The 19,677-nt window shown below is 61.0% G+C and carries 15 protein-coding genes and 2 tRNA genes; all 17 read left to right on the top strand.

From position 1 onward, the window contains the following. Positions 1-33 precede the first annotated feature (33 nt). The 17 genes from rlmE to E2F43_RS13760 all read left to right on the top strand — a co-directional run bounded on the left by rlmE (position 34) and on the right by E2F43_RS13760 (position 19,551). Positions 34-660 (top strand): 23S rRNA (uridine(2552)-2'-O)-methyltransferase RlmE, encoded by a 627-nt coding sequence (gene rlmE / locus E2F43_RS13840; RefSeq protein ID WP_133213658.1) that lies wholly within the window; start codon positions 34-36, stop codon positions 658-660. A 244-nt stretch (positions 661-904) separates the two neighbouring features. Further along, on the top strand, positions 905-2,827 hold the full coding sequence (ftsH, locus tag E2F43_RS13835; protein ID WP_133214342.1) for an ATP-dependent zinc metalloprotease FtsH: 1,923 nt from the start codon (positions 905-907) through the stop codon (positions 2,825-2,827). Between the two features lie 83 nt (positions 2,828-2,910). After that, positions 2,911-3,711 (top strand): dihydropteroate synthase, encoded by an 801-nt coding sequence (folP, locus tag E2F43_RS13830; RefSeq protein WP_133214340.1) that lies wholly within the window; start codon positions 2,911-2,913, stop codon positions 3,709-3,711. Further along, positions 3,708-5,057: a phosphoglucosamine mutase gene (gene glmM / locus E2F43_RS13825; protein ID WP_133213656.1), complete on the top strand. Its 1,350-nt coding sequence runs from the start codon at positions 3,708-3,710 to the stop codon at positions 5,055-5,057. Before folP ends, glmM begins: the two co-directional genes overlap by 4 nt. Before the next feature lie 69 nt (positions 5,058-5,126). Further along, a complete protein-coding gene (gene tpiA, locus E2F43_RS13820) occupies positions 5,127-5,870 on the top strand; it encodes a triose-phosphate isomerase (protein ID WP_133213654.1) in 744 nt (247 codons plus the stop codon). 30 nt (positions 5,871-5,900) lie between these two features. After that, positions 5,901-6,293, top strand: coding sequence for a preprotein translocase subunit SecG (gene secG, locus E2F43_RS13815; RefSeq protein ID WP_133213652.1), 393 nt, complete (start codon positions 5,901-5,903; stop codon positions 6,291-6,293). Between the two features lie 7 nt (positions 6,294-6,300). Further along, positions 6,301-6,386 (top strand) — tRNA-Leu (locus E2F43_RS13810). Between the two features lie 448 nt (positions 6,387-6,834). Next, entirely contained in the window at positions 6,835-7,830 is a 996-nt protein-coding gene (locus E2F43_RS13805) for an MDR family oxidoreductase (RefSeq protein ID WP_133213650.1), read from the top strand. A gap of 191 nt (positions 7,831-8,021) precedes the next feature. Beyond that, positions 8,022-8,098, top strand: a tRNA-Met gene (locus E2F43_RS13800). Positions 8,099-8,218: 120 nt separating this feature from the next. Continuing rightward, positions 8,219-8,674, top strand: coding sequence for a ribosome maturation factor RimP (rimP, locus tag E2F43_RS13795; RefSeq protein ID WP_133213648.1), 456 nt, complete (start codon positions 8,219-8,221; stop codon positions 8,672-8,674). A 29-nt stretch (positions 8,675-8,703) separates the two neighbouring features. Beyond that, the gene (nusA, locus tag E2F43_RS13790; RefSeq protein ID WP_133213646.1) at positions 8,704-10,197 is read left to right on the top strand and encodes a transcription termination factor NusA; all 1,494 of its coding nucleotides are present in this window, start codon (positions 8,704-8,706) and stop codon (positions 10,195-10,197) included. Positions 10,198-10,249: 52 nt separating this feature from the next. Beyond that, positions 10,250-12,952: a translation initiation factor IF-2 gene (gene infB / locus E2F43_RS13785; RefSeq protein WP_133213644.1), complete on the top strand. Its 2,703-nt coding sequence runs from the start codon at positions 10,250-10,252 to the stop codon at positions 12,950-12,952. Positions 12,953-12,973: 21 nt separating this feature from the next. Beyond that, the gene (gene rbfA / locus E2F43_RS13780; RefSeq protein WP_133213643.1) at positions 12,974-13,372 is read left to right on the top strand and encodes a 30S ribosome-binding factor RbfA; all 399 of its coding nucleotides are present in this window, start codon (positions 12,974-12,976) and stop codon (positions 13,370-13,372) included. Between the two features lie 3 nt (positions 13,373-13,375). After that, positions 13,376-14,308 (top strand): tRNA pseudouridine(55) synthase TruB, encoded by a 933-nt coding sequence (truB, locus tag E2F43_RS13775; RefSeq protein ID WP_133213641.1) that lies wholly within the window; start codon positions 13,376-13,378, stop codon positions 14,306-14,308. Positions 14,309-14,566: 258 nt separating this feature from the next. Further along, positions 14,567-14,836 carry a 30S ribosomal protein S15 gene (gene rpsO / locus E2F43_RS13770; protein ID WP_117956769.1) on the top strand — a complete coding sequence of 90 codons (270 nt, stop codon included), beginning with the start codon at positions 14,567-14,569 and terminating at the stop codon, positions 14,834-14,836. A 61-nt stretch (positions 14,837-14,897) separates the two neighbouring features. Beyond that, entirely contained in the window at positions 14,898-17,021 is a 2,124-nt protein-coding gene (gene pnp / locus E2F43_RS13765; protein ID WP_133213639.1) for a polyribonucleotide nucleotidyltransferase, read from the top strand. A gap of 187 nt (positions 17,022-17,208) precedes the next feature. Then, a complete protein-coding gene (locus E2F43_RS13760; protein ID WP_133213637.1) occupies positions 17,209-19,551 on the top strand; it encodes a TonB-dependent receptor in 2,343 nt (780 codons plus the stop codon). Positions 19,552-19,677 lie beyond the last annotated feature (126 nt).

Below are 19,677 nucleotides of genomic sequence, written 5' to 3'. Positions count from 1 at the left end.
CACCGGCCCGAAACGTAACTATAGACAATATTTATGGCGAAGAAGCGATCCTCCAGCAAGGCCTGGCTGAAAGAGCACCGGGATGATCCCTATGTGCAGCAGGCCCAACGCGATGGCTACCGCAGTCGTGCTTGCTACAAACTGCTGGAGCTGCAGGAAAAAGACCGCTTGATCCGCGCGGGTATGACGGTGGTTGACCTCGGCAGTGCGCCCGGTGGCTGGTCTCAGGTTGCCGCCGACCTCGTGGGCCACCAGGGCCGGGTCGTTGCGTCGGATATCCTGCCCATGGACAGCCTGGCCGGGGTGGAGTTTATCGAGGGCGATTTCACCGAGGACGAGGTCTTTGAACGGATTCTGGCGGCCATTGACGGGGAACCGGTGGATATCGTGATCTCCGATATGGCCCCCAACATGAGCGGCGTCACCGCGGTTGACCAGCCAAAATCCATGTACCTGGTAGAACTGGCGCTGGATATGGCGCGCAGGGTGCTGGCGCCAGGCGGGTCATTTGTGGCCAAAGTGTTTCACGGTGAGGGTTTTGATGACCTGTTCCGGGATACCCGGGACTCGTTCGACAAGGTGATGACCCGCAAACCCAAGGCTTCCAGGCCCCGTTCCCGGGAGGTTTACCTGGTGGCGACCGGGTTCAGGGGGCGATAATCGGTGGCCGGGAAGCGACAGTTGCGGGGTTGAAACGTGGCCGCCTGCCCTCATCTGTAGTACATTGCGGTGAGATAAATCCTGTTTTCTTACGTAACAAGTTCAGGGTCGTATTGTCGGCCCTGCGGTTCCCCGTCGCTTGCGGGGAAGAAGCTATAATTGAGGAGCATGGCTGTCAGGTCGTCGCCCCGGCGCGATGACCGGCCTGTCGGGGTAAGTCCCAGAGGATGCAGCATTGAACGATATGGTAAAAAATCTACTGTTGTGGCTGGTGATTGCCGCAGTCCTGTTGTCCGTATTTAACAACTTCAATATGCAGAGCCCTTCGGAGCAACTGCAGTATTCGGAGTTTATCGAGGAAATCCAGCGGGACCAGGTGCAGAAAGTCACCGTCGATGGCCTGACCATTAGCGGCGAGCGTTATGACGGCAGCCGCTTCGAAACCATCCGGCCCATGGTCGAGGATCCCAGGCTGATGGACGACCTGCTGGAACACAACGTGGTTGTGGAGGGTAAGAAGCCGGAGCAGCAGAGCGTGTGGACCCAGTTGCTGGTGGCCTCATTCCCCATTCTGATCATTATCGCCGTGTTCATGTTCTTCATGCGCCAGATGCAGGGTGGCGCGGGAGGCCGCGGTGGCCCGATGAGCTTTGGCAAGAGCAAGGCCCGTCTGCTGGGTGAAGACCAGATCACCACGACCTTTGCCGATGTCGCCGGCGTTGATGAAGCCAAGGAAGACGTGCAGGAGCTGGTGGAGTTCCTGCGGGATCCCAGCCGTTTCCAGAAGCTTGGCGGCCGCATTCCTCGCGGCGTATTGATGGTGGGCCAGCCCGGTACCGGTAAGACCCTGCTGGCCAAGGCCATTGCCGGCGAGGCCAAGGTGCCGTTTTTCTCCATATCCGGTTCCGACTTTGTCGAGATGTTTGTTGGTGTGGGTGCTTCCCGCGTCCGCGACATGTTTGACCAGGCCAAGAAGCAGGCCCCCTGTATTATCTTCATCGACGAGATCGATGCCGTCGGTCGCCATCGCGGCGCCGGTCTCGGCGGCGGTCACGACGAGCGTGAACAGACCCTGAACCAGCTGCTGGTGGAAATGGACGGTTTCGAGGTGAATGATGGCGTGATCGTGATCGCTGCCACCAACCGCCCCGATGTGCTGGACCCCGCCCTGCTGCGCCCCGGGCGCTTTGACCGCCAGGTGGTCGTGGGCCTGCCCGATATTCGCGGCCGTGAGCAGATACTCAAGGTGCACATGCGCAAGGTTCCCCTGTCAGAGGACGTGGAGCCGTCCAAGATCGCCCGCGGTACCCCGGGTTTCTCCGGCGCAGACCTGGCCAACCTGGTCAACGAGGCCGCCTTGTTTGCCGCCCGCGCCAACGTTCGCACCGTGGGTATGCAGCAGTTTGAACTGGCCAAGGACAAGATCATGATGGGTGCCGAGCGCAAATCCATGGTCATGTCCGAGGATGAAAAGCGCAACACGGCCTACCACGAGGCAGGTCACGCCATTGTTGGCCGGCTGGTGCCCGAGCACGACCCGGTGTACAAGGTCAGCATTATTCCCCGGGGACGCGCCCTGGGGGTGACCATGTTCCTGCCGGAGGAAGACCGTTACAGCCACAGCCGGCGGCACATCATCAGCCAGATATGCAGCCTGTTTGGCGGCCGTGTCGCCGAGGAAATGACCCTGGGCAAAGACGGCATCACGACGGGCGCCTCCAACGATATCCAGCGGGCCACTGACATTGCCCGCAAGATGGTCACCCAGTGGGGCCTGTCGGAGAAGATGGGACCACTGATGTACGACGAGGGGCCGGAGGAAGTGTTCCTCGGACGCAGTGCCGCCCAGCAGCACCAGGCCCTGTCGGACGAGACCGCCACCCAGATCGACAAGGAAGTACGCCGCATTATCGATGAGTGTTACGCCACGTCCCAGCGCCTGCTCGAGGAAAATGTCGACAAGCTGCACGTGATGGCCGACGCGCTGATGCAGTACGAAACCATAGACGCCGACCAGATCGACGACATCATGGCCGGACGCACACCGCGCGAACCGGCCGGCTGGAGTGATCGCGATGGTGGCGGCGGCAGCGCCCAGGCCACCGCCAGTGAGGAAGACGCCAAGGGCTCCGACCGTCCGATTGGTGGCCCCGCCGGCGAGCACTGAGCCTTCCCTTGACCTCCGGCAATATCCCGGCCCCGGTGCTCGACTGCGCCGGGCGCGCCCTTGATCTTTCCCGCCCGAGGGTGATGGGGGTCATCAACACCACACCCGACTCCTTTTCCGACGGCGGTTCACTCTACCAGGGCGGACAACTGGACCTGGAACAGGCCCTCGGCCGCGCCCGGGCGATGGTGACCGCCGGTGCCGCCCTGGTCGATATCGGTGGCGAATCCACCCGCCCGGGTGCGGCGCCGGTCACCGAGGGTGAGGAAATGGACCGGGTGCTGCCGCTGGTGGAACGGATTGCGGCCGAACTGGATGTGGTGATCTCGGTGGATACCAGCAGCCCGGTGCTGATGCGCGAGGCCGCAGCCCTGGGCGCCGGCCTGATCAATGACGTCCGCGCCCTGCAGCGTGAGGGCGCGCTGGATGCCGCTGCTGCAACCGGCTTGCCGGTGTGCCTGATGCACATGCAGGGCGATCCCGGTTCGATGCAGTCAGCCCCCGTATACGAAGATGTGGTGGCCGAAGTGTCCGATTTTCTGGCGCGGCGTATGGAGGCCTGCGTGCTGGCCGGCATCCGGCGCGAGCAGTTGCTGCTGGATCCGGGGTTTGGCTTTGGCAAGACAGTGGCCCATAATCTCACGCTGCTGCAAAACCTGCCGCACCTGGCAACGCTGGGCGCGCCCCTGCTGGTGGGGCTGTCACGCAAGTCACTTATCGGTAAGCTGATCGGCAGGGAGGTTGACGAGCGGCTGCCAGCAAGCCTCGCCCTGGCAGTATTGGCGGTTGAACGGGGGGCTGCCATTATCAGGACACACGACGTGGCCCAGACCAGCGATGCGCTGGCCATGTGCATCGCGTTGGCAGAGCTGGATCAACAATGACAAGACAATATTTCGGCACCGATGGTATCCGCGGTGCAGTGGGCGAAGGTGCCATCACTCCGGACTTCATGCTCAAACTCGGCTGGGCCTGTGGCCGGGTATTCACCCGCCTGGCCGCCAGTGACGACCGCTGCACAGTGATTATCGGCAAGGACACCCGGGTTTCGGGGTACATGTTCGAATCTGCCCTCGAGGCGGGGCTGGTGGCGGCCGGTGTCGACGTGAAACTGTTGGGCCCCATGCCAACCCCCGCCGTGGCGTTGATGACCCGGACCCAGGCGGCGGACGCCGGCATCGTGATCAGCGCCTCCCATAATCCCTTTCAGGACAATGGCATCAAATTTTTCTCTGCCAGCGGTTCCAAACTTCCCGACGAGGTTGAGCTGGCTATAGAGGAAGAGCTGGAGAAGCCGCTGGAGACGGTGGGTTCCCGGGATATTGGCAAGGTCGTGCGGGTGGTTGACGCCGCCGGCCGCTACATCGAATTCTGTAAATCGACCGTTCCGGAAGGGTTTAACCTGCGCGGGATGCGCCTGGCAGTGGACTGTGCCCATGGTGCCACCTACCACATTGCCCCCAGCGTGTTTTCCGAGCTGGGTGCGGAGGTCATCAGCCTCGGGGTGCAACCCGATGGCTTCAATATCAACGAGGGCGTGGGTTCCACCGACACCGATGCCCTGGCTGCCCTGGTTAAAGACACGGGGGCAGATCTGGGTATTGCCTTCGATGGTGACGGCGACCGGGTATTGTTCGTCGACGCCAGGGGAGAGCTGGTTGACGGTGATGAGCTGATCTACATCATTGCCCGCCACCGCCTTGCGTCCGGTGAGAGTGATGCCGGGGTGGTGGGTACCCTGATGACCAATCTCGGCACCGAGATCGCCCTGCGCAAGGAGGGACTGAGGTTGGTGCGGGCCCAGGTGGGCGACCGCTACGTCAAGGAACGGATGGAAGCGGAGGGCTGGCACCTGGGCGGCGAGTCATCCGGCCATATCATCTGTAGCGATATCACCACCACGGGTGACGGAATCGTCGCCGCCCTGCAGGTGCTGCGGGCGGTTCGCGACGCCGGGGAAAGCCTGGCAACACTGCGTGCGGGCATGACCAAGTACCCGCAGACCATGATCAATGTGCAAGCCAGCGGTAAGGTCGATTTGTCTGCCTACCCGGGTATCGATATTGCGGTCGCTGACATAGAGCAGCAACTGGGTGAGCGGGGCAGGGTGCTCCTGCGGCCCTCCGGTACCGAGCCAGTGGTGCGGGTAATGATAGAAGGTGAGGATGCGGCTGAGGTGCAGCGCCTGTGTGAGGGACTGGCCGCCGAAGTCGAGCGGATTCTCGGGTGATAATCGGTTTCTTGCCAGCGCGGGGTATCTTGGGTAAGATTGCCGCCGCTTTTTTGGCCCGGAGATAATATGCGTCAGCCGCTGGTAGCAGGTAACTGGAAGATGCACGGTTCCCGGGAAAGTGTCGGTACCCTGTTGGGTGCGCTGCTGGCCAGCGACATTGCCGATACCGTGGAAGTCGCCGTTTGCCCCACCTACGTGCATCTGGCGCAGGCCCTGGAGCTCTGTGCCGGTTCCGCCATTGGGGTGGGCGCGCAGGATTGCAGTCACGCCGAAGCTGGCGCCTATACCGGTGAAGTGGCAGCGACCATGTTGGCTGACCTCGGTTGCGACTGGGTAATCCTGGGTCACTCCGAGCGCCGGGCTTACCACAATGAGAGCGATAGCCTGATTTCTGCCAAGCTTGCGGCAGCAATCGAAGCGGGCCTTAAGCCGGTGCTCTGCGTGGGTGAGACCCGGGAGCAGCGCGAGGCCGGCGAGGCAGAGGCGGTGGTGGCGGCCCAGTTGGCCGGTGCCCTTGATGGTCACTCGAAGCTGGATGGCCTGGTCATCGCCTACGAACCGGTGTGGGCGATAGGAACCGGACTGACGGCAACACCGGAGCAGGCCCAGGACATACACGCTTTCATTCGCGCCGAACTGGCCGGTGTCACCGGCGTGAATGCCGATGCGACCCGCCTGCTTTATGGCGGCAGTGTCAAGCCCGGCAATGCCGGTGAGTTGTTCGCCCAGGCGGACATAGATGGCGCCCTGGTGGGCGGTGCGGCCCTGGTAGCCGAAGATTTCCAGGCAATCTGCAACGCAGCTGCCTGATCGCAGACGTCCCGGAGGGACAGAGGAAAAATGGAACAGATTATTTTGGTTGTACACCTGCTGGTAGCACTGGCCATCATCGGCCTGATTATGCTGCAGCAGGGTAAGGGCGCCGACATGGGTGCGTCCTTCGGTGCCGGCGCGTCGCAGACCCTGTTTGGCTCAGACGGCAGCGGCAACGTGCTGACCAAGGCGACCGCATGGCTGGTGGTCTTGTTCTTCGCCACCAGTTTTGGTCTGGCCCTGGTCGCCAGCAACGCCTCCCGGCCGGTGAACGATCTGGGTATTGATATTCCGCCCGCCGCAATGCAGGCTGGGGAAGCCTCTGTTGAGGAAGAGCTGCCGGTGGTCGAAGACGACCTGCCGGCCGCCGTGGGCAGCCCAGAGGTAGAGACCGAGGGGGACCTGCCGCAACTGGATTAACAGACACGCCGAAGTGGTGGAATTGGTAGACACGCTATCTTGAGGGGGTAGTGAGCTATGCTCGTGCGGGTTCAAGTCCCGCCTTCGGCACCATTATCACAAAGGGCTTCTCAGGCGAGGGGCCCTTTCGCGTTGAGCCGCAGCCGCTTTGCGGTGCTCGTGCGGACCTGCGCGGCCCGGTCAAGTCCCGCCTTCGGCACCATTATCACAAAGGGCTTCTCAGGCGAGAGGCCCCTTCGCGTTGAGCCGCAGCCGCTTTGCGGTGCTCGTGCGGACCTGCGCGGCCCGGTCAAGTCCCGCCTTCGGCACCATTATCACAAAGGGCTTCTCAGGCGAGAGGCCCTTTCGCGTTGAGCCGCAGCCGCTTTGCGGTGCTCGTGCGGACCTGCGCGGCCCGGTCAAGTCCCGCCTTCGGCACCATTATCATAAAGAACTCCTGATCAGCGGCCTTGTTTTGCCCTGCGGGTTTGGCTTTGGTCCCATATACAGTCCCAGCCGCCGCATCTATCATGTAGCCCCTTGGCTCATTCAGGAGAGCAATATGTCTGCATCATTTAACGCCATTGTCGCAGAAGAAGTGGACGGTAAGACCGTCGCGCAATTCAAATCCATGGATCTGGTCGACCTGCCGGACGAGCCGGTACTGGTGGACGTGGCTTACTCCACCATCAACTACAAGGATGGATTGGCGGTCAGTGGCGCGGCCCCAATCTGCCGCAGGCTGCCCCTGATCTGCGGTATTGATCTGGCCGGCACAGTCGTGGAGTCTTCGGACTCCGCTTACCGACCCGGGGATCAGGTGCTGGTCAACGGCTATGGCTTGTCAGAGGTGCACAATGGCGGCTACAGCCAGAAGCAGCGAATCCGGCCGGAATGGATCGTGCGCATACCTGACGGCATGAGCGCTTACGAAACCATGGCGCTGGGAACGGCCGGCTATACCTCGATGCTTTGTGTTCAGGGGCTGCAGGATCTGGGGGTAAAGCCGGAAGATGGCCCGGTATTGGTTACCGGCGCTGCCGGTGGCGTGGGCACCGTAGCGGTCTCGCTGCTGGCCGGACTGGGTTATGAGGTCCATGCCAGCACCGGCCGGGTCGACGAGCAGGGTGAGTTCCTCAGGGGGCTGGGCGCAGCGGCGCTGGTTCCCCGGCAGGAGCTGGCCCGTGACTGCAAGCCCCTGGAGCAAGAACTGTGGGCCGGGGTAGTCGATACGGTCGGTGACAAGGTGCTGGCAACCGCGATTGCACAAACGAAATACGAGGGCGTGGTCACCGCCTGTGGTCTCGCCGGCGGCGCCGGCCTGGCTTCATCGGTGATGCCATTTATTCTCCGGGGGGTGACCCTGCGGGGTATCGACTCGGTACAGGCTTCCCAGCAGCGTCGCCAGCGGGCCTGGGATGCCCTGGCTGCGACCATGAATCGTGAGCACCTGGCCAGCCTCTCGAAAACCGTGGCCATGTCAGAAGTCCCCGCGCTGGCAGCAAAAATCCTGGCCGGCGAAGTGGCGGGCCGTCTGGTTGTGGATGTGAATCGCTGATGGTGTCTGCCCGCATAAGCCAGCCGTAATCGGCGCCGCGGGGTGACGGGGGATTCCCTGAAAAAAGAGTTCCCGTTGCGGTTGACCCGGCTGGGGTCGATACCTATAATGCACAGCCTCGAATTTGGGCCGGGATGACGAGACCGACCCAATGTGATCGCCAAGGGGCTTTCACAGCGAGGAAGTATTGATGCGGGGTGGAGCAGCCTGGTAGCTCGTCGGGCTCATAACCCGAAGGTCGTCGGTTCAAATCCGGCCCCCGCTACCAACAATACGTCGCCTGCTCCTAAACTGGCGACGTGAAGAAGAGGCCCCTTTTTAGGGGCTTTTTCGTATGTGAAGAAAAGCTCCTATATGGGGCTTTTCGTACTTGGAGAAAAGTGCCGGCGTGGCAAGTAAAGAACAACAGCTTCAGCACTTGCTGGCCCCGACCGTCGAAGCCATGGGTTTCGAGCTGTGGGGTATTGAGTACCTGTCCCAGGGCAGACACACACTGTTGCGCATTTACATTGAGCACGAGGACGGTATCTCCGTGGACGACTGCGCTGCTGTCAGTGAACAGGTGAGCAGCGTGCTGGACGTGGAGGACCCGATTACCGGGGACTACACCCTGGAGGTTTCCTCTCCCGGCATGGACCGACTGTTGTTCAAGCTGGAGCAGTTCCCGGCCTATGCCGGGGAGATGATAGAACTGCGCCTGCGCAGCGCCTTCGAGGGAAGGCGCAAGTTTAAAGGCGTATTGAAAGGGATAGAGGGCGAGGACGTGGTTGTGCAGGTGGATGACCACGAGTACCTGTTGCCCCACAGCGCTATTGAAAAAGCGCGCGTACAACCCCGCATCTGAGTGCGGGACCTGAACTGGCGAGGCTAGAGATGACAAAGGAAATTCTGCTTGTAGCGGAGGCTGTATCCAACGAGAAGGGGGTGTCCGAGGACATCATCTTCGAGGCGATCGAGCTGGCGTTGGCCACAGCGACCAAGAAGCGCTACGACGAAGAGTCCGATATCGAGGTCACTATTGACCGTGAAACCGGCGACTATGTCACCAGGCGCCGCTGGCTGGTTGTGCCCGACGATGAACTGGCCCTGCTGGGTACCCAGTTCACCACCGAGGAAGCGGCGGAAAAAGATCCTTCGCTGCAGCCCGGCGATATCTACGAGGAAGTGATAGAAAATGTCGGCTTCGGCCGCATTGCCGCGCAAACCGCCAAACAGGTGATTGTCCAGCGGGTGCGTGATGCAGAGCGTGCCCAGGTGGTTGAACAGTACATGGACCGCGTTGGTGAACTGGTTGCCGGCAGTGTCAAGAAAGTCACCCGCGACAACGTCATAGTGGACCTGGGCAACAACGCCGAGGGCCTGCTGCCCCGCGGCGAACTGGTGGGACGTGAAACCTTCCGGGTCAACGACCGGGTCCGTGCCATCCTCAAGGAAATCAGCACCGAATCCCGTGGCCCGCAGCTGATACTCAGCCGCGCCTGCCCGGAAATGCTGATCGAGCTGTTCAAGATCGAGGTGCCGGAAATCTCCGAGGAAGTGATCCAGATCCGCGCTGCGGCCCGCGATCCCGGTTCGCGTGCCAAGATTGCCGTGAAAACCAACGACCAGCGTATCGACCCGGTCGGCGCCTGTGTGGGTATGCGCGGCTCCAGGGTCCAGGCGGTATCCAACGAACTCGACAATGAGCGAGTGGATATCGTCCTCTGGGACGACAACCCGGCGCAGCTGGTGATTAACGCCATGGCGCCTGCCGAGGTTGAGTCCATCGTGGTGGACGAAGACTCCGGCACCATGGATGTGGCCGTGTCCGAGGACAACCTGGCTCAGGCTATCGGTCGCTCAGGGCAGAACGTGCGCCTGGCCAGTGAACTGACCCAGTGGACGATTAACGTCATGAGCCTGGAAGAAGCCGCCGAGAAACACGAGGCGGAAGCTGGCCAGGTGATCGGGGTGTTCTGTGAACAACTGGATGTGGACGAGGATGTGGCCGAGATCCTGGTGGAAGAGGGTTTCACGACGCTCGAGGAAGTTGCCTACGTGCCGCTGGAAGAAATGACAGCCATCGACGGCTTCGACGAGGATATCGCCGAGGAACTGCGCGCGCGGGCCAAGGACGCACTGCTGACCCAGGCAATCGCTTCGGAGGAACAGCTCGGGGCCAACGAGCCGGCGCAGGACCTGCTGGAAATGGACGGTATGGACCGTCATCTGGCCTACATCCTGGCCAGCCGCGAGATTATCACCATGGAAGATCTGGCGGAACAGGGCGTTGAAGACCTGATGGATATTGAAGATATGACAGAAGAGCGTGCGGGTGAGTTGATTATGACCGCACGTGCACCCTGGTTTGCCGAGGCTGAAGAGTAAGCGGCTGCGGTAGGGCAGACACTGGAAAACAGGGTATCGAGGAGAAGATTGCATGGCGCAAGTGACAGTACAGCAACTCGCAGAAGTCGTGGGTGCATCCGCCGAACGTCTGCTGACGCAGATGAAAGAAGCGGGCTTACCCCACACAGAAGCGGATCAGGCTGTATCGGATGAGGACAAGCAGACACTGCTGGCCTATCTGAAGCGTAGCCACGGCGAGTCTACGGACACGCCCAAGCGGATTACGCTGAAAAGGAAAACCCTGAGTACCCTGAAGACCTCCGGGTCCCAGGGCAAAAAGACGGTGAACGTGGAAGTGCGCAAGAAGCGCACCTACGTCAAGCGTGACCCGGCAGAGCTCGCCGCCGAGGCGGCGAAAGAGGCGGCCAAGGAGGCGGAAGAGGCCGCTGCGGTTGCAGCGGAAGCTGCAGAGGCGGAGCGCGCCGAAGCAGAAGCGGCGGCAGCCGAGGCAGAGGCCAAAGCGGTAGCGGAAGCGGTCAAGGCTGAGGAAGAAGCGACTGCGGCAAAGTCCGAGCCCGAATTTGTGCCAGAGCCTGAGGAAGAAGAGGAAGATCTGGCCAACGTTGACCCTGAAATTCTGCGTCAGCGGGCAGCCGCACGTCGCAAGAAGCAGGAAGAGGAAGAAACGGCTGCGCGCAAGGTCGCGCTGGAAGCGCGTAAGGCAGAGGAAGCCCGCAAGAAGGCGGAAGCGGAAGCCAAGGCCAAAGAGGCAGCCGCCACGCCACAGGACACCATCAAGCGTCCCAAGCGCCTGCATGAGGCGCCCGCCACTCCTGCCAGCGAGCAGCGCAAGAAGAAACATGGCCGCCTGGACAGGCCCCCGGGTCGCGGCAAGCAGCGAGGCCACAACCTGTCACTGTCCGACCTCGATCGCGCCGAGTCGGGTATGGCCCGCCGTCGCGGTCGCAAGAAGCTGAAAGCGACCCACGAGGAGCACTCCAAGCACGGCTTTGAGCTGCCGACTGAGAAGAAGGCGGTGGAAGTTGCCGTTGGCGATATGATCTCGGTCGGCGAACTGGCTCAGCAGATGTCGGTGAAGGCCGGCGAAGTGATCAAGCATTTGATGGGGCTGGGTGTCATGGCCACCATCAACCAGATGATCGACCAGGATACCGCGATCCTGGTGGTCGAGGAGATGGGCCACAAGGCCAAGACTGTCAGTGCCGATGCGCTGGAAGAAAGCCTGGTAGAAACCCTGGCCCAGAGTGCCGACGAAGGTACGCCCGAGCCGCGCGCACCCGTGGTCACCGTTATGGGTCACGTGGACCACGGCAAGACGTCACTGTTGGACTATATTCGCAAGAGCCACGTGGCTTCGGGCGAAGCGGGTGGTATTACCCAGCACATTGGTGCCTACCACGTGGATACCGACCACGGCATGATCTCTTTTCTGGATACCCCGGGACACGCGGCCTTTACCGCGATGCGTGCCCGCGGTGCCAAGAGCACGGACATTGTCATCCTGGTGGTTGCCGCCGACGATGGTGTAATGCCCCAGACCGAGGAAGCGGTCAACCACGCCCGCGCCGCGGAAGTGCCGCTGATTGTGGCCATTAACAAGATGGACAAGGAAGGTGCGGATCCCGAGCGGGTCAAGAACGAGCTGGCCGCCAAGGACGTGATTCCTGAAGAGTGGGGCGGTGACACCCAGTTCATACCCGTATCGGCTCACACCGGTGAGGGCATTAACGAGCTGCTGGAAGCGGTTCTGCTGCAGGCGGAATTGCTGGAACTGCAGGCGCCCAGGGATGTGCCGGCCCAGGGTATTGTGATCGAATCGCGGCTGGACAAGGGCCGTGGTTCCGTCGCTTCCCTGCTGGTCCAGAGCGGTACCCTGCGTAAGGGAGACATCGTCCTCGCCGGACTGCAATATGGCCGCGTGCGCGCCATGCTGGACGAAAACGGCGAGCCTATCGAGGAAGCGGGCCCGTCTATCCCGGTGGAGATTCTGGGCCTGGACGGCACCCCCGATGCGGGTGATCAGTTCGCCGCCGTGGAGAGTGAAAAGCGGGCTCGCGAGATCGCCGATTTCCGTCAGGAAAAGAGCCGGGACACCAAGCTGGCCCGTCAGCAGGCGGCCAAGCTGGACAACATGTTCGAGAGCATGACCGCCGGCGAGCGCAAGACCCTCAATGTGGTGGTCAAGGCCGACGTGCGCGGTTCCCTGGAAGCGATCCAGAACGCCCTGATGGACCTTGGCAACGAGGAAGTACAGGTGAATGTGGTTGCCGGGGGTGTCGGTGGTATTGCCGAGACCGACGTAACCCTGGCCATTACCTCCGGTGCGGTGATCTTCGGCTTTAACGTGCGCGCAGACAATGCCGCGCGCAGGCTGATCGAGAACGAGGGCGTGGACCTGCGTTACTACAACGTGATCTACGACCTGATTGATGACGTGAAGGCTGCCTTGACCGGTATGCTGGCACCGGAGCTGCGGGAGGAAATCCTCGGTATCGCCGAAGTGCGCGATGTGTTCCGCTCGCCGAAATTTGGCCAGATTGCCGGCTGTATGGTCACTGAAGGCACGGTTTACCGTTCCAAGCCGATCCGTGTACTGCGTGACAACGTGGTGATTTACGAGGGCGAACTGGAGTCGCTGCGTCGCTTCAAGGACGACGCCAACGAGGTGCGCAACGGTATGGAGTGCGGTATCGGGGTGAAGAACTACACCGATGTGAAGGAGGGTGACCAGATCGAAGTCTACGAGGTGAAGGAAATCGCCCGCTCCCTGTAGGCGGCGATTTCCCCGGACTGAATGGCCAAGGAATACGCCCGTACCCAGCGCGTTGCAGATTACCTGCAGCGGGAGCTGGCCGCGCTGATCCAGCACGAGGTGCGAGATCCCCGGGTTGGGATGGTCAGCATTACCGGCGTGGACGTCAGCCGCGATCTGGGTCACGCCCGGGTTTACTATACTTCCATGAGCGCAAATTCCGCCGAGGAAGCCAGTGAATCCACCGCAGCCCTGAACAAGGCGGCCGGTTTCCTGCGCAGCCAGCTGTCGCGTGACAGCAGCATGCGCATGGTGCCGCAGCTGCGCTTTTACTTTGATTCCAGCGTTGGCCGCGGCCGCGACCTGGAAGAACTGATCCGCAAGGCGGCGGATTCAGACCGTGAGCTGGGTCTGCGCGACGATAGCGCAGAGGAGCAATAGGCGGTGGCAAGGCGCCGCCGGGGCCGCCCGATCAGCGGTATCCTGGTGTTGGACAAGCCCCTGGGCATGAGCTCCAACCAGGCATTGCAGGTGGCCAAGCGCCTCTACTTTGCCGCCAAGGCAGGCCATACCGGTAGCCTGGATCCACTGGCAACCGGTGTACTGCCGCTGTGCTTTGGCGAGGCCACCAAGTTCTCCCAGTACCTGCTGGATGCGGACAAGGCCTACCAGAGCACTTTTGTGCTGGGTACGATCACCGACAGCGGTGACGCGGAAGGCCAGGTGCTGGAAACCAATGACGCCAGCGCGATAAGCGAGGCGGATGTGGCCAGGGCCCTGGAGGCGTTTCGCGGCGAAATTGAACAGGTGCCGTCCATGTTCTCTGCCATCAAGCAGAACGGACAGCCGTTGTACAAGTTGGCCCGGCAGGGTATCGAGGTGGAGCGCAAGTCGCGCCAGGTGGTCATCCACCAATTGGAACTGCGCGATTTTCGCCAGAGTGGCGAGCGGGCCGAGGTAGATATCTACCTGGAGTGCAGTAAAGGCACCTATGTGCGCTCCATTGCCGAGGATCTCGGCCAGGCCCTGGGCTGCGGCGCCCACGTGAGTGCGTTGCGGCGTACCAGGGCCGGTCCGTTCAGTATAGAGGACAGTGTCAGCCTCAATACGCTGGAGGGGCTGAAACAGAACGACCAGCTGGCGCAGATGGATGAATTACTGCTGCCGGCAGACACTGCGGTGAAGGCCCTGCCCCTGGTGGAACTGGCTGAATCCGGCGGTTTTTACCTGCGCCAGGGCCAACCGGTACTGGTGCCAAACGCGCCCGCAAGTGGTATGGTGCGCGTCGCCCTGGAAACCGGCGAGTTTCTTGGGGTTGGAGAGATATTGGACGATGGGCGCGTGGCGCCGCGTCGACTGGTAGTAAACGGCCATTAGGCCGTTTGCGAGGGGTGCAGGGATGCCCCCCCATTGACCTCAGGTCAATGTGAGTCAGGCAAACACCAGAAAGCTCGCTTGCTTTCGCCAGTGTTGGCATGACGTGCATCTCAAGCGGCAGGAGGCCGGTTGTGATGCCTGGTAGATAGTCACCTGATACTGGTGACGCGAACCTGTCTGTCAATCTGCACGGATAGGCTCTTTTATTAATGAAGGGTGGTTCGCCACCTGAGGCAGATTATTCAAGAGGAATAGAAAATGGCTTTAAACGCTGAACAGAAAGCAGCAATCGTAAATGAGTACAAGGTAGGCGAGGGCGACACAGGTTCTCCGGAAGTCCAGGTAGCACTGCTCACCGCAAATATCGAGCAGTTGCAGGGACACTTCAAGTCGCACAAGCACGACCACCACTCCCGCCGCGGCCTCATCCGCATGGTAAACCAGCGCCGCAAGCTGCTGGACTATCTCAAGCGCAAAGATGCAGCGCGTTACACCGATCTGATCAAACGACTCGGTCTGCGTCGATAAGCTTTACCTACTACCGGGGCCAAGGGGCCCCGGTTGTCATATTTGAAAGTGGAGAAAAATTGTGAATCCAGTAACAAAAACATTCCAGTACGGTGACCAGACAGTCACTCTGGAAACCGGCCGAATCGCCCGTCAGGCGACCGGAGCGGTTCTGGTTACCGTCGAAAACACCTCGGTGCTGTGTACCGTCGTTGCGGAGAAGACCCAGCGCGAAGGGCGCGACTTCTTCCCCCTGGCCGTGCACTATGTCGAAAAAACGTATTCAGTGGGCAAGATCCCCGGCGGCTTCTTCAAGCGGGAAGCCCGTCCCAGCGAAAAAGAAACCCTGACCTCACGCCTGATCGACCGCCCCATCCGTCCGCTGTTCCCCGATGGCTTCATGAATGAGGTACAGGTGGTTTGTACCGTGATGTCTGCGGACAAGAGCATTGATCCCGATATCCCTGCGATGATCGGTACCTCCGCTGCCCTGGCTATTTCCGGTGCGCCTTTCAATGGGCCCATCGGCGGCGCCCGGGTCGGTTTCAGCGAAGACAAGGGTTATATCCTCAACCCCACGTACGAACAGCTGGCCGGTAGCAAGCTCGACATGGTCGTTGCCGGTACCGCCGACGCGGTACTGATGGTTGAGTCCGAAGCCAAGGAGCTCACCGAAGACCAGATGCTGGGTGCGGTGCTTTACGCCCACCAGGAAATGCAGACCGTCATCCAGGCCATTAACGAGCTGGTGGCGGAAGCCGGCAAGCCCAAGTGGGACTGGCAGGTACCTGCCCTTAACGAAGAATTGCTGGCGGCTGTTGAAGCCCAGGTCAAGAATGACCTCGGCGAAGCCTACCGTATCACCGAGAAAGCGGATCGTTATGCCCGCGTTGGCGAAATTCGCGACGCCGCTGTTGCCGCACTTGCGGTCGAAGGTGGTCCCTCTGCTGATGAAGTGAAGGAGCTGTTCAAGAAAATCGAAAAAAGCCTGGTGCGCAAGCGCATCCTGGCTGGCGAGCCCCGCATCGACGGTCGTGATACCCGCACCGTTCGCGCCATCGCCTGTGAAGTCGACGTTCTGCCCAAGGCCCACGGTTCCGCCCTGTTTACCCGTGGTGAAACCCAGGCTATCGGCGCAGTCACTCTCGGTTCCACCCGTGACGCCCAAATCATCGACGCCCTGGAAGGCGAGCGCCGCGATCCGTTTATGCTGCACTACAACTTCCCACCCTACTCAGTGGGCGAGGCCGGCCGTGTTGGTTTTACCAGCCGTCGCGAGATCGGTCACGGTCGCCTGGCCCGTCGCGGCCTGGCTGCGGTACTGCCGAACGAGGAGGAATTCCCCTATACGGTTCGCGTGGTTTCCGAAATCACCGAATCCAACGGTTCCAGCTCCATGGCTTCCGTGTGTGTGGGCTCCATGTCGCTGATGGCGGCTGGCGTGCCCCTGAAGGCACCGGTAGCCGGTATCGCCATGGGTCTGGTGAAGGACGGCAACCAGTTTGCTGTACTGACCGACATCCTGGGTGACGAAGATCACCTGGGCGACATGGACTTCAAGGTCGCCGGTACCGCTGAGGGTGTGACTGCCCTGCAGATGGATATCAAGATCGAGGGTATTACGTCCCAGATCATGGAGACCGCCCTGGAACAGGCCCAGCAGGCTCGTCTGCACATCCTGGGCCAGATGAATCAGGTCATCTCCGAAGGCCGCCAGGTGACCTCCGAGAACGCGCCTTCCATGGTCACGCTGAAGGTCGATTCCGACAAGATCCGCGACATCATCGGCAAGGGCGGCGCAACTATCCGCTCCATCACCGAGCAGTCCGGTGCCACTGTTGATATCGATGACGACGGTACTGTGCGTATCTTCGGCCAGGACCAGATGGCCCGCGACAAAGCGGTTGCCATGGTTGAGGAAATCACCGCAGAAGCAGAAGTGGGCGCCGTGTACACCGGTACCGTTGCCCGCATCGTCGACTTCGGTGCTTTCATCAACATCCTGCCCGGCAAGGATGGCCTGGTACACATCTCACAAATCGCTCACGAGCGGGTTGAGAACGTAACCGACTACCTGAGCGAAGGCCAGGAAGTGAAGGTCAAGGTGCTGGACGTAGACCAGCGCGGACGCATCAAGCTGTCCATCAAGGAACTGCTTGAAGAGGCGCCGGCTGAGGAAGTGCCTGCCGAGGAATCCGCTGAGTAAGCGGCCTCACCGCGAACAAGGGGGTGCACGAGAGTGCACCCCCTTTTTTTTGGCCTGCATGCAACGCTGGGGTGGGCGGAGTTTGAATAGTCAGGCTGCCCCGGTTCCATTTGGTGGAAGGACTGGTCAAATGGCCTGACCAAAATATACTGGATATCAATCAACTGTCGTCGAGAGATAACCAATAATGAAGACGATTCGTATCGCCCTCGCCGGGATTGCAGGCTCACTGACCTGTTTCCCGATCCTGCCTGTGCTGGCCCAGGACAGTGCCAGTGCCGGTTCCCAGGCCGCCACCTCACTGATGGAAGAAATCCTGGTCACCGCGCGCAAGCGCGAGCAGAGCCTGCAGGACGTATCGGTGTCGGTAATGGCCTTGCCCGAGAACCTGCTCCGGGACGCGTTTATTACCGATTCCGAGGATTTGACCCATCTGGTACCCAGCCTCAATCTGCAGAAAGGGGGTAATCCACGCAACAGTTCCTTCAATATCCGCGGGGTAGGTACCCAGTCCTTCAGCGCCGGTGTTGAGCCCAGTGTCTCCACCGTGGTCGATGGCGTGGTGATGGGCAGCTCGGGCATGGCGTTTATCCAGTTGCTGGATGTCCAGCGGGTGGAGGTGCTGCGGGGCCCGCAGGGTACCCTGTTCGGTAAGAACTCCACCGCTGGCGTGGTGCATATCATTACCCAGGAACCCAGCGACGAGTTCACCGCTTCGGTCGCGGCCACCGCCATTGAAAGTGACCAGTGGCAGGGGGGCTTCACCGCAGCAGGGCCCGTCGGCGACAGCGTGGGCTATCGCCTGACCGGCTTTTACGAGCGGGACGAGGGCTACATCGACAATGTCTTCGATGGCAGTACCTACAATGACAGGGATTCATGGAGCCTGCGCGGCAAACTGCGCTGGGATGTGAGTGAGAACCTCAGCCTGCTGTGGAGCAGCGACTACAGCGACATGGAGGGCGACTGTTGTGTCGCCACCCTGCGCTCCCTGGAGCCCTGGCCGGTAGAGCCGCCCAACAACCAGGGCCAGGTTGACGCCACCCTCGAGCGCATTGCCCCGGTGGTGCCCTCTGAGCGCAACACGAGGGTCAGTCACGATTACCCGGACTACCTTGCAGTGACCAACGGCGGCCACTCCCTGACGGTGGACTGGGAACTGGGCCACCATACCCTGACTTCAATCACTGCCTATCGGGATTTTGAGCAGCAAGACGATACGGACGCCGACATGCAGCCGGGTTACTACCTCAACGTGTGGCAGAGTGGCAGTACGGACCAGGACCAGTGGACCCAGGAATTGCGGTTGACCTCCCCCGCGGACCAGCGCATCTCTTACGTCGCCGGTCTTTACTACTTCCAGCAGAACCTGGAGCGCAGCTTCAGCCGCTATATCTTCAACGGTCCGGCCACCAGCAATTTCGAGGTGGACACCCTGAACTATGCCGCCTTCGGGGAGGCCACATGGAACATGACGCAGAACTGGCGGTTGGTTCTGGGGGCAAGGTATACCGAGGATGACCTGGAATTCGAGTTCGAGCGGGTCAGTGATTCGGTATTCCAGCCGTCGATTCCCCGTTACAGCAAGCAGGTGGACGCCGATGACCTCTCCGGCAAACTGGCCCTGGAATGGGATGCCGCCGAGAACATGCTGCTCTACACCAGCTTCGTCCAGGGCTACAAGGGACCGGCATTCAATATCACCTCCGGCAGCACGCCGGATAATACCCGGGCTGCGGACCCGGAGACCTCCGCTTCCTTTGAACTCGGTCTCAAATCCAGCTGGCTGGACAGCCGCCTGGTGGTCAACGCAACCTTGTTCTACACCGAGTATGACGACTTCCAGGCCCAGGCTACCGAGTCGGAGCTGCTGCTGGATGAAAATGGCAATACCCAGGACCAGGATGGCGACGGCGTTCCCGACCGCAAATTCAGCTTTATCCTGACCAACGTGGGAGAGGTCACCACCCAGGGCCTGGAAATCGACCTGATGGCGCAGGCCAGCGAGAATCTCTCCCTGTTCGGCGGCCTGGCATTGATTGATGCCGAGATCGACAGCTATCCCGGTGGCCCCTGCAGTTTCGGCCAGGAGTTCCGCGGAGTGGGCTTTCGCGGCCAGCCCAGTTGCGCTGACAGTCCGGCGCAGCAGGACCTGTCAGGAGGGGAACTGCCCTTTTCCCCGGACTGGAAGGTTACCCTGGCGGCGAACTACCTGATTCCGCTGCCGAGCCAGGCGTTTGACCTCGTCCTCAAGGGCAATTACCGGGTCCAGGACGATATCCTGTTTGCCATCGACCAGGACCAGTACCAGCGACAGGACAGTTATGGAGTGCTGGATGTTTCCGTCATGCTCAGGGACAAGCGGGATCGCTACACAGCCGCACTGTTCGTCAAGAATGTCCTGGATGAGCATCACGTCAGCGCCATCGGCGCGCAAAACGAGAACCTGGTGCCCAATGGCTATGCCCAGTTTTTCCCCCGTACCCATGAGCAACGGGTAGGGCTGGAGTTGCGCTACAACTGGTACTGAATCGGGCCTCGACCGGGGCCTGTTGGCGGCGCGTCGAAACCGGAGTCATCGGCCCGGTGCTTGTCGGGCCCGGCAGGCCGTTGGTGCAGTCAGCTTTAAAAAAACCCCTCATTATAAAAATAATGT

The organism is Seongchinamella unica (assembly GCF_004354085.1).
Classification (GTDB): Bacteria; Pseudomonadota; Gammaproteobacteria; order Pseudomonadales; family Halieaceae; genus Halioglobus; species Halioglobus unicus.
This window is presented reverse-complemented; position numbering and strand designations above follow the sequence as displayed.